The organism is Streptomyces sp. NPDC020845 (assembly GCF_044334165.1).
Lineage (GTDB): Bacteria > Actinomycetota > Actinomycetes > Streptomycetales > Streptomycetaceae > Streptomyces.
In genome coordinates, this window is sequence record NZ_JBIRSJ010000025.1 from 133621 (window position 1) to 144055 (window position 10435).

Annotated in this window: 8 protein-coding genes and 1 pseudogene; 5 read left to right on the plus strand and 4 right to left on the minus strand. The window is 72.5% G+C overall.

The genetic code is table 11. From position 1 onward, the window contains the following. Window position 1: 1 nt before the first annotated feature. Window positions 2–298, minus strand: a complete 297-nt coding sequence (locus ACH4U7_RS47230; RefSeq protein WP_398533950.1) for an antibiotic biosynthesis monooxygenase family protein — start codon at window positions 296–298, stop codon at window positions 2–4. Window positions 299–375: 77 nt separating this feature from the next. Further along, window positions 376–549, minus strand: a complete 174-nt coding sequence (locus ACH4U7_RS47235) for a hypothetical protein (RefSeq protein ID WP_398533951.1) — start codon at window positions 547–549, stop codon at window positions 376–378. On the opposite strand from ACH4U7_RS47235, the gene otnK reads away from it, so the two are divergent. Both otnK and otnC read left to right on the plus strand, forming a co-directional pair. Then, window positions 532–1764, plus strand: a complete 1233-nt coding sequence (gene otnK, locus ACH4U7_RS47240; protein WP_398533958.1) for a 3-oxo-tetronate kinase — start codon at window positions 532–534, stop codon at window positions 1762–1764. The two genes, ACH4U7_RS47235 and otnK, sit on opposite strands and share 18 nt — an antisense overlap. Further along, window positions 1761–2405 (plus strand): 3-oxo-tetronate 4-phosphate decarboxylase, encoded by a 645-nt coding sequence (gene otnC, locus ACH4U7_RS47245; RefSeq protein ID WP_398533952.1) that lies wholly within the window; start codon window positions 1761–1763, stop codon window positions 2403–2405. The genes otnK and otnC overlap by 4 nt, the downstream gene beginning before the upstream one ends. Here the strand turns inward: otnC and ACH4U7_RS47250 are convergent. Continuing rightward, window positions 2397–2990: a TetR/AcrR family transcriptional regulator gene (locus tag ACH4U7_RS47250; protein WP_398533959.1), complete on the minus strand. Its 594-nt coding sequence runs from the start codon at window positions 2988–2990 to the stop codon at window positions 2397–2399. The genes otnC and ACH4U7_RS47250 overlap by 9 nt on opposite strands. Window positions 2991–3233: 243 nt before the next feature. Here ACH4U7_RS47250 and ACH4U7_RS47255 point away from each other — a divergent pair, with 243 nt between their 5' ends. Together ACH4U7_RS47255 and ACH4U7_RS47260 are read left to right on the plus strand one after the other, a co-directional pair. Further along, the gene (locus ACH4U7_RS47255) at window positions 3234–4415 is read left to right on the plus strand and encodes an FAD-dependent monooxygenase (RefSeq protein WP_398533953.1); all 1182 of its coding nucleotides are present in this window, start codon (window positions 3234–3236) and stop codon (window positions 4413–4415) included. A 110-nt stretch (window positions 4416–4525) separates the two neighbouring features. After that, complete coding sequence (locus ACH4U7_RS47260) at window positions 4526–6037, plus strand: MFS transporter (RefSeq protein WP_398533954.1); 1512 nt, start codon at window positions 4526–4528, stop codon at window positions 6035–6037. Here the strand turns inward: ACH4U7_RS47260 and ACH4U7_RS47265 are convergent. Next, window positions 5967–8606 carry a cation-translocating P-type ATPase gene (locus ACH4U7_RS47265; protein WP_398533955.1) on the minus strand — a complete coding sequence of 880 codons (2640 nt, stop codon included), beginning with the start codon at window positions 8604–8606 and terminating at the stop codon, window positions 5967–5969. The genes ACH4U7_RS47260 and ACH4U7_RS47265 overlap by 71 nt on opposite strands. A gap of 119 nt (window positions 8607–8725) precedes the next feature. Between ACH4U7_RS47265 and ACH4U7_RS47270 the strand changes: the two are divergent. Then, window positions 8726–10317: pseudogene (locus ACH4U7_RS47270) on the plus strand (glycosyl hydrolase family 65 protein). Window positions 10318–10435: the final 118 nt, after the last annotated feature.

The window sequence follows — 10435 nt, forward strand, 5'->3', positions numbered from 1 at the left end:
GTCATGGGGCAAGGACGGAGCGTACGTGCTCGACCTGCGGCGCAGCGGCGAAGTACGGGCCGGCGAGGGCCCGCCACCGGGTGAAGGCGTCGGACTGGCGGAAGGTCACGGTGTGGTGTTCGACGGTTTCCCACCGCACCATGAGCCGGTAGCGGGACGGCTCCTCGACGCTGCGGGTGAGGTCGACTCCCTCGCAGCCGTCCGCGGCGAGGAAGAGCGGGACGGCCTCGGCCACGGCCTTCTCGAACTCCTCCTCGCTGCCGGGGCGGACCTCGATCTGGGCGATCTCCGTGATCATACTCTTCTCCGTCTTCAGTCGGTGATCCCGGTCGCCACGAGGGTACGGGGTGCGTCCACGCAGGCGTAGATCCACAGCTACCCGATCGACGTGGTTGCCGGAAGCAGCACCACCCCGTCCTCGTCGGCGTGCAGGATGTCGCCGGTGGTGAAGGTGACACCGCCGAAGGACACCGGAACGTCGACCTCGCCCTGCCCGGCCTTCCCGCTCTTGCGCGGGTTGGTGCCGAGGGCCTGCACACCGACGGACACGCGGGCCAGGGCGGCGGCGTCCCGGACCGCGCCGTCTTCGGCGTCCCGGGCGTCACCACCGCGCTGCCCGCCGACTGCGACGCCGCCGTCGTCGCCCTCAAGCCCCGCTCCGTCCCCACCGACGAGGCTGTCGCCGGCTCCATCACCGCCCAGCGCTGGCTGTGGGCCATGGACGCGGCACAGATCTACTTCAAGTACTGCTCCACCTTCGACTCCACCGCCCAGGGCAACATCGGCCCGGTCACCGACGCCCTCATGCACGTCGGCGGAGCCGGCGCCACCCTCCACTGCCCGGCCTTCCCGCTGGGTGGCCGGACGGTCTACCAGGGCCACCTCTTCGTCCATGACCAACTGCTGTCCGACTCGCCCCTGCGCCACCACCCCCTCAGCCCCATGACGGACTCCGCCCTGGTGCGCCTGCTGTCCGCGCAGACCCCGCACCCCGTCGCCCTGATCGACTGGCCGACCGTACGCCTCGGGGTCGGCGCCGTCCGCGACGCGCTCACCGCGCATCAGCAGGCCGGTGCCCGGCACATCGTCGCCGACGCCCTCACCGACGACGACCTCGCCCTCCTCGGCGCCGCCGCCCTCGAACTCCCCGTCGTCGCGGGCGCCGCCGGGCTGGCCGAAGGGCTCGGCCGCGCCTACCCGGCCACCGGCACTGCCGCCAGCGCCCCCGCGCCGTACCAGGGCCGCGCCGCGGTACTGGCGGGCAGCTGCTCCGCCCGCACCCTGGAGCAGATCGCCCGGTTCCGCGCCGCCGGTCTGCCCTCCCGCCACCTCGACGTCCTGGCCGCCGCGGCCGGCCGCGACATCACGGGCGAAGCCCTCGACTGGCACGACGCCCAGGACCCCGAGCTGCCCGTCCTGATCCACGCCTCCGCCTCCCCCGAAGAACTCGCCACCGTCCAGGCCGAGTTGGGCGTCGTCGCAGCCGCCGCCCAGGCCGAGGAACTGCTCGGCACGCTCGCCGCCCACCTCGTCGAACGCGGCGTACGACGCCTTCTCGTCGCGGGCGGGGAGACCTCCGGCGCCGTCACCACCGCCCTGGGCATCCGCGCGGTGCTGGTCGGCGAGGAAGCCGATCCCGGAGTGCCGTGGACGTACGCCGAGACCGAGGCCGGTGAGCTCGCCCTCGTGCTCAAGTCCGGCAACTTCGGCGCCCCGGACCTGTTCACCCGCGCCCTCAGCACCACTGGCAAGGAGCAGACATGACCGCCTACACCGATGAGAAGGCCGCCCACGCGCTGGTCGTACGCACCGCCCGCTCGCTGTTCACCCGCGGTCTGACCCACGGCTCCACCGGCAACCTGTCGGTCCGTCTCGCCGACGGCAGCCTTCTGCTCACCCCCACCGGGTCCAGCCTCGGCACCGTCGAAGCGGCCGAGCTGTCCCGCACCGACCTCACCGGCCGACACCTCGACGGGCCCCGGCCGACCAAGGAGGCCTTTCTGCACGCCGCCTTCTACCGGGCCCGCCCCGCCGCCCACGCGGTGGTTCATCTGCACTCCACCCACGCCACCGCGGTCTCCTGCCTCGCCGGCGTCGACCCCGCCGCCGCCCTGCCCCCGCTGACCGCGTACTACGCCATGCGCGTGGGCACCCTGCCGCTGCTGCCCTACCACGCCCCCGGCGACAGCAGCCTGGAACCGCTCGCCGAGCGGACGGCCCGCGGCCACCATGCTCTCCTCCTGGCCAACCACGGACCCGTCGTCGCCGAAGCCACCCTGGAGAAGGCCGCCGACGCGATCGAGGAGCTCGAGCAGACCGCCAAGCTGCACCTTCTCCTCCGGGGACACGCCACCCGCCCCCTCACCCCCGAGCAGGCCGCCGCGCTCACGCCCGCCTCATCCTGACGTCGCGAGCAGTCCGTTGACCACCAAGCCGGCCAGCATGTCCGCCGTGGCATCCAGCTGGTGCGGCGAGGTGGCATCGGGCCTGCCCAGGCGCCGCGCCAAAGGCACCTCCACCATTCCGGAGATCGGGCCGATGATGGCGAAGAACAGCACATGCATCGGGAGGGGCGCCATCCGCCCGGCGGCCACCAGCCGCTCGATGCTGGGCACCAGGGTCTGCAGGGTCGGCTCGATGTAGTTCTCGTAGAGATAGTCCAACCGCTCCGTGTCCTGGCTGAGTTCCTCGACGAAGAGCCGCGCCATCAGCGGCGTGTCCGCCGCCGTCCGGTAGAAGGCGCCGATGATGCGCCGCAGCCGCTCGGCATCGTCGACCGAGGGGTCCACCTCCGGCAGCCGCGCCAGCTGTGCGCCCATGGCCGAGTCCACCACCGCGCGCCAGAACGCCGCCTTGGACCCGTACCGGTCGTTGATGAAGTTATGGCTGACGCCCAGCCGACGGGCCAGCTCACGCGCGGAAGCGCGGTCGTAACCCAGCTCCGCGAAGGCTTCGAGACCGCGCAGCAGAATGCTCTCCTCCTGCGGCACCGCGGGAGTGTCCGCGCCGGGGCGCCCCGGCCGTCGCGCGGACTCGGCTCTTGCTCCCACCTTTACCTCCATGACTGCTCGCCGGCCTCCATGGCTGTTTGCCGGCGCCTGTGTGGCCTGTGCTCCGCAATTTTAGAGCCCACGAACATGTTATTTGACACCTGTCAGATTCTCTATAACCTGACAAGTGTCAGAAGGATCTCCGGCACAGGGAGATCGTCGTGACCGACCTCAAAGGCCCCCATGGCAACTCAGTCACTTCCCCCACGCCCCGCGCGGCGTGCCGTGATCGTCGGCTCCGGCATATCCGGACTCGCCGCGGCCCTGACCCTGCACCGGGCCGGCTGGCAACCGCTGATCGTCGAACGCGCGCCCCGGCGCCGTACCGGCGGCTACTTCGTCCGTTTCTTCGGCCCCGGCTACGCCGCCGCCGAACGCCTGGGCATCCTGGACGCGCTCCCCCAGCGCACCCTCCCCGACGGGCGCATGTACGAGATCGCCCGCAGCGGGCGCGTCACCCCCGGTATCACCTTTCCGAGCCAGGTCGACGGCACCCCGCTGCGGATCCTGCTCCGCAGCGACCTGGAACGCGTCCTGTACGACGAGGTCCACAACCTGGTCGAGATCCGCTACGGGGTCGGGCCCGCGGCCATCACCCAGGACCGCCACCAGGTGACCGTCACCCTGACCGACCGATCGGTGGAGACCGCGGACCTGCTCATCGGCGCCGACGGCATCCACTCCACCGTCCGCTCCCTGGTCTTCGGCCCGGAAGACCTCTACCGCAAGGACTTCGACCACGCCGTGGCCGCCTGCGTCATCGACGGCGAGCTGCCCGGCGTACGCGACGGCGACACCCTGGTCGCCACCGCCCCCGGCCGCTCGGCCTGGATCAACACCTACGTCGACCATCCCCCGGTGGCCTTCCTGCTCTACCGCACCCCCTGGCCCGCCGCGGAGGTCCGCAGGAATCCCTCCGAGGCGCTGCGCGAGGCGTTCGGCGACTTCGGCGGCGCCATCGTGCCGGCCGTGCTGGACGCGCTGGACCGCTCCGAGTCCGTGCTCTTCGACCAGGTCAGCCAGATCCACATCAACCGCTGGAGCCAGGGCCGGGTGGTCCTGCTCGGCGACTCCGCCTGGTGCATGACCCTCTACTCAGGACAGGGCTCCGGGATGGGCATCGCAGGCGCCGAGCTGCTGGGCCGGCTGCTGGGCGAACACGGTGAAATCCCCGCCATCCCCGCCGCCCTCGGCGCCTGGGAGCAGCGGCTGCGCCCGCTGACCACCCGCTACCAGAAGCAGGCGCTGTTCATGCAGCACATGTTCATGCCCGTCAACCGGTTCGGACACCTCGCCCGCCGTACCGCCATCCGCGCGATCTCCAGCCCGGTCGGCGTCAAGATCGCCAAGGCCGTCAAGCGCTGACGTCGCCCCGACGCCCGACGCCCGACGTCGACGTCGACGAGCACACCCTTCACTTCCCCCTGTCCCACCCCTCACTTCCCCCTGTCCCACCCCTCCTCCGGAGTTTCGTCATGCCTCGAACCCCGGCCGAAGCGCCGCCTGCCGGCGCGGCCGTCACACCCCTTCCGTCCGCCGACGCACGGCCCCGGCATCGCTGGTGGATCCTCGCCGTCATCGGCGTGGCCCAGCTCATGGTCGTCCTGGACGCCACCATCGTGAACATCGCCCTGCCGTCGGCCCAGCAGGACCTGGGCTTCTCCGACGGCGACCGGCAGTGGATCGTCACCGCGTACGCCCTCGCCTTCGGCAGTCTGTTGCTGCTCGGCGGCCGTATCGCCGATCTCTTCGGCCGCAAGATGACCTTCCTCGTCGGCCTGGTCGGCTTCGCCGGCGCCTCCGCCTTCGGCGGCGCCGCCACCAGCTTCGACATGCTCGTAGCCGCCCGCGCCCTCCAGGGCGTGTTCGGCGCGCTGCTCGCCCCGGCGGCCCTCTCCCTGCTCACCGTCACCTTCACCGACGCCAGGGAGCGCGCCAAGGCCTTCGGCGTGTACGGCGCCATCGCCGGCTCCGGCGGCGCCATCGGCCTGCTCCTGGGCGGTGTGCTGACCGAACACCTCGACTGGCGCTGGACCCTCTACGTCAACCTCGCCTTCGCCGTCGTCGCCGTCATCGGCGGTGCGGTCCTGTTGCGGCGCTCCACCCGCGACACCAGCGTCACCATCGACATCCCCGGCGCCGTGCTCGTCGGCGGCGGCCTGTTCTGCCTGGTCTACGGCTTCTCCAACGCCGAGAGCCACGACTGGGACTCGCCCGCCACCTTCGGTTTCCTGGCCGCCGGAGCCGTTCTGCTCGCCGCCTTCACCTGGTGGCAGACCCGCTCCCCGCACCCCCTGCTGCCGCTGCGCATCCTGCTCGACCGCAACCGCGGCGCCTCCTTCGTCTCCGTCCTGATCAGCGGCGCCGGGATGTTCGGGGTCTTCCTCTTCCTCACCTACTACCTGCAGCAGAGCCTCGGCTACACCCCCATCAGGACCGGCCTGGCCTTCCTGCCCATGGTGGCCGCCCTCATGCTCACCTCCACCCTCGCCACCACCACGCTCATCCCGCGCCTGGGCCCCAAGCCCGTGGTGCCCCTCGGCATGGGTCTGGCCGCCGCCGGCATGGCCTGGCTGACCGCCCTCGACCTGGACAGCGGCTACGCGGCCGACATCCTGCCCCCGCTGATCGTGGCCGGCCTCGGCCTCGGCCTGGTGATGGCCCCCGCGATGAGCCTGGCCACCTCCGGGGTGGCCGCCGAGGACTCCGGCGTCGCCTCGGCCGCCGTCAACACCATGCAGCAGGTCGGCGGCTCCCTCGGCACCGCCCTGCTCAACACCCTCTCCACCAGCGCCGTCACCAACTACCTGGACGGCAGGAACCCCAAGGACCCCGCTGTCCTCGCCCACGCCGGTCTGGAGGGCTACTCCACGGCCTACTGGTGGTCGGCCGTCTTCTTCGCCGCCGGTGTGGTCGTCAGCGCCCTCCTCTTCCGACGCGGCGCACCCACCCAGGGCGCCGACGCGGCACCCGTCGTACACATGTGAGGCCCGCGGCCGAGCTCGAGGTGTCGGTGAGACGCCGCTGTGCCCACATGACGACGTGTCCCAGGCCCGAGAGCGCGAAGGCGATCACAAGGTCGGCGGGTGGCAGCGGTTCGGTGCCCAACAGGGCGCGCAGGGGCGGCAGATAGACGCCCGCCACCTGGAGGGCCAGCGCCGTGACCACGGCGACCAGCAGAAACGGATTGGCGAGGCTGCCCGGGCGGGCGCGGGAGCCCAGGGCGACGCCCAGTTGGGTGGCACCGAGCACCAGGAACATCAGGGACTGCCAGGGGCGGTCGGTCTCCAGCGCCCACACCCCGGTCACCAGGGTGACGCCGCCGACGAAGGCCCCCATGGCGAGGATCCGGGGCCAGAGCCCCGCGCCCAGCACGCTCTCCTCGGGAGGTCTCGGCGGGTGGCGCATCACGCCCGGGGCCACGGGTTCGGCTCCGAGGGCCACTCCGGGGAGACCGTGGGTGAGCAGGTTGATCCACAGAATCTGCGCGGGGAGCAGGGGCAGGGGCATACCGAAGAAGGGGCCGAAGAGCATGACCAGGATTTCCGCAGTGCCTCCGGAGAGGGCGTAGAGCAGAAATCGCCGCACGTTGGCGTAGACGCGGCGGCCCTCCTCGACAGCGGCGACGACGGTGGCCAGGTTGTCGTCGGCGAGCACGAGGTCGGCCGCCTGGCGGGCCACTTCGGTGCCGCGCTGTCCCATGGCCACGCCGATGTCAGCCCGGCGCAGGGCCGGACCGTCGTTGACGCCGTCGCCGGTCATCGCCACCACCTGGCCCGCGGTGCGCCACGCCTGGACGATGTCCAGCTTCTGCTCGGGCGTGGTCCGGGCGTAGACGCGCAGGGCGGTGAGCTCGCCCGCGGTGCCCTGGCGGATGCGCTCGCCCGTGGTGACTTCGTCCGCCCGGGCCACAATGCCGGAACGCGCCGCCACCGCGCGTGCGGTGAGAGGGTGATCGCCGGTGATGAGGACGGGGGTGATGCCGGCGCGTTCGCAGGCGGCGACGGTCGTCCGGGAGGTGTCGCGGGGCGGGTCGAGGATGCCGACGAGCCCGAGCAGCGACAGGCCGGTCTCCCAGGTGTCGGGGCCCTGGAGCTGTGGTCCCTGGCGGTCACGTGAGGCGACGGCGAGGACCCGGTATCCGCCGCGGGCCAGTTCCTCGGCCCGGGCGGCGGCCTGGGAGAGCAGGTCCGGGGTGTCGGTGAGGACCGTGGGCCGGAGGACGGCCTCGGGCGCTCCCTTGCAGACGATGCGCAGCCCGCCGCCCGGTGTGCGGTGCACGGTCGTCATGCGCTTGCGCGCGCTGTCGAACGGGATCTCGGAAACGCGTGGCAGTTCGCTCTCCAGCGCGCTCCGGTCCAGACCCAGTCTCGCTCCGGCCGTCAGCAGGGCGGCCTCGGTGGGGTCGCCCATCGCGCGCCACGGGGTGTCGTCATCCGGCGGGGGTTCGAGCGCGGCGTCGTTGCACAGCATCGTGGCGTGCAGCAGAGCGGCCAGGTCGGGGGCGTCGCTCGCGGTCACCGTCCGGCCGTCGCGGGTGACACGGCCCTTGGGGGCGTAGCCGGTGCCGGTGACCGTGGCCTCGCCCTGTGGCGTCCACAGTTTTTCGGCGGCCATCCGGCCTTCGGTCAGGGTACCGGTCTTGTCGGTGGCGAGCACCGTGACCGACCCCAGGGTCTCCACCGCGGGCAGCCGGCGGACGATGGCGTGCCGGTCCGCCATCCGCCGGGCCCCCAGCGCGAGGGCCAGGGTGATCACGGCGGGCAGGGACTCGGGTACGGCCGCGACGGCGAGGCTGATCGCGGCCACGACCATCAGCTCCACCGGCTGTCCGCGGACCAGCCCCAGCGCGAGCACCACCGCGCACAGCGCGACGGTGACGGCCGCCAGCACCCGGCCGAACCGGGCCAGTCGGCGCTGCAGCGGGGTCAGGCCGGGCGCGGTTCCCATCAGGGCGGCGATCCGGCCGAGCGCGCTGTGCGCCCCGGTGCCGGTGATCTGGACACGTCCGCGGCCGCGGACGACGACCGTGCCCGCCGCCACGGTGCCGAGCGCTCCGTCCCCGGCCGCGGTCTTCTCCACCGGGACGGACTCGCCGGTCAGCGCCGACTCGTCGACCAGGAGCAGAGCCGCGTCGAGCACCGTGCCGTCCGCGGGCACGATGTCGCCTTCGCCCAGGAGGACCAGGTCCCCGGGCACCACGTCGGCGGCCGGTACGGAACACTCCTCACCGTCGCGTACCACGCGGGCGGCGGGAGCGCTCAACGCGGAGAGTGCGGCCACGGCCCGTTCCGCCCGTACCTCTTGGACGACGCCGACCGTGGTGTTCACCGTGATCACGAGCAGGATCACCGCGGCGTCGGGAAGGTCTCCGGTGGCGAGGGTCAGCACGGCGGCCACGAGCAGCACCACGATCAGCGGATCGCGCAGTTGCTGCAGCACGCGGCGCCACACGGGGGTGCGCCGCTCCTGGGCCACGACGTTGGCCCCGTACTCCCCCAGCCGCCGCGCCGCCTCCTCCCCTGACACCCCCTCCGTGACCCGGGGCCGTCCCATGTGGTCAGTGTCGCACCGGACACACCGCTCCGCCGCTCCGCCGCCACCGCGTCCCGAGCTGACACCGCGCGAAGGCGGGGGCAGGGTGGAGACATGGCAGCACGCGGGAAGGGCGGTGGATGAGCTGGACACCGCCCGGGTGGACCTGGGCGTACGAGGGCTACGACCCGGCCGAGGAGCGGCTGAGGGAGTCCCTGTGCGCCCTCGGCAACGGCTACTTCGCCACCCGGGGCGCCCTCCCGGAGTGCGGCGCGGATGCGGTGCACAGCCCCGGCACCTATGTGGCCGGGTGTTACAACCGGCTGGAGTCACGGGTGGCGGGCCGGCGGGTGGAGAACGAGGACCTGGTCAACCTGCCCAATTGGCTGCCGTTGCGTTTCCGGGCCGGTGGCGAGGACACCGCCGACAACTCCCCGACACCGTGGCTCTCACCGGACACCCACCCCCCGCTCGACCACCGGCTGACCCTCGACCTGCGCGCGGGCATCCTGGAACGCACCACGCGATACGTCGACGACACCGGTCGGCATCTGGCCGTGCGGCAGCTGCGCCTCGTCCATATGGGCGACCCGCATCTGGCGGCGCTGCGGACCGAGTTCACGGCGGAGGACTGGTCGGGGCGGCTGGAGGTGGAGTCGGCGCTGGACGGCGCGGTGGCCAACACCGGCGTCACCCGGTACCGCCAGCTGGCCAACCGGCATCTGACGCATGTGCACACGGGCACCGCGCCCAGCCGTGATGTGGTCTGGCTGCGCTGCCGCACCACCACCTCCGACATCCGCGTCGGCATAGCCGCCCGCACCACCACCGACGGCGACACCGACGCGACCACCATCCACCGGCAGGAACGCGCCGGCCTCCTGCTGCGGCCGCTCATGGAGCCGGGCCGGACGGTGACCGTCGACAAATGCGTCGCCCTGCACACCTCCCGCGACCCGGCCATCAGCGACCCCTGCACGCCACCGTGGACCGCGTGGGCCGTGCGCCGGACTTCGAAGCGCTCGCCGACGCCCACCGTGCGGCGTGGGAGCAGCTGTGGCGGGCGGGCGAGATGGACGTACCCGGCCAAGCGGGGCGGATCCTGCGGCCGCATCTGTTCCATCTGCTGCAGACGCTCTCCCCGCACACCGCGGACCTGGACGTCGGCGTGCCCGCGCGCGGACTGCACGGCGAGGCGTACCGGGGGCACGTGTTCTGGGACGAGCTGTTCGTCCTGCCCTATCTGAACCTGCACCTCCCCGAGGTCTCCCGGGCGCTGCTCGACTACCGCCACCGACGGCTGGAGCGGGCGTGTTTCGTGGCCCGGGACGCCGGGCGGGCGGGCGCGATGTACCCGTGGCAGAGCGACATCGCCGATCTGCAGGGCGGCACCACCGGGGAGGGCATCCACCTCGGCGCCATGGCCGGCACCCTCGACCTCGTACAGCGCGCCCTGACCGGACTCGAGCCCCGGGACGGGGTGCTGCGGCTGGATCCCGCGCCGCTGCCCGAGCTGTCCCGGTTCGGGCTGTCCATCCGCTACCGGGGCCACTGGGGAGTGCGGCTGCGGCTGAGCGCCGGGCAGTTGCGCATCACCGTACCGGCCTCCGACCGCGGACCGATCGATGTGGCCCTGGCCGGCCGTACGGCCTCCGTGCCCCCGGGCGAGACCTGCCTGCTGCCCCTGCCACAAGGAGCGGACGGGTTATCCCTGCACGCGGCTTGTCCGTGACACGGCCTCTTCGTGCACGCGCCTTATTCGTGGGGGATCACGGCGACCGGACACCGGGCGTGGTGCACGGCCGACTGCACCACCGGGCCGAGCCGGGGCGCCAGGGCGGCCCGGTGCC

What these genes read in the sequence shown, in the direction of transcription:
- ACH4U7_RS47265 (WP_398533955.1), bottom strand. Translation starts at nt 8,606, where the DNA reads ATGGGACGGCCCCGGGTCACGGAGGGGGTGTCAGGGGAGGAGGCGGCG.
- ACH4U7_RS47260 (WP_398533954.1), top strand. Translation starts at nt 4,526, where the DNA reads ATGCCTCGAACCCCGGCCGAAGCGCCGCCTGCCGGCGCGGCCGTCACA.
- ACH4U7_RS47230 (WP_398533950.1), bottom strand. Translation starts at nt 298, where the DNA reads ATGATCACGGAGATCGCCCAGATCGAGGTCCGCCCCGGCAGCGAGGAG.
- otnC (WP_398533952.1), top strand. Translation starts at nt 1,761, where the DNA reads ATGACCGCCTACACCGATGAGAAGGCCGCCCACGCGCTGGTCGTACGC.
- ACH4U7_RS47255 (WP_398533953.1), top strand. Translation starts at nt 3,234, where the DNA reads ATGGCAACTCAGTCACTTCCCCCACGCCCCGCGCGGCGTGCCGTGATC.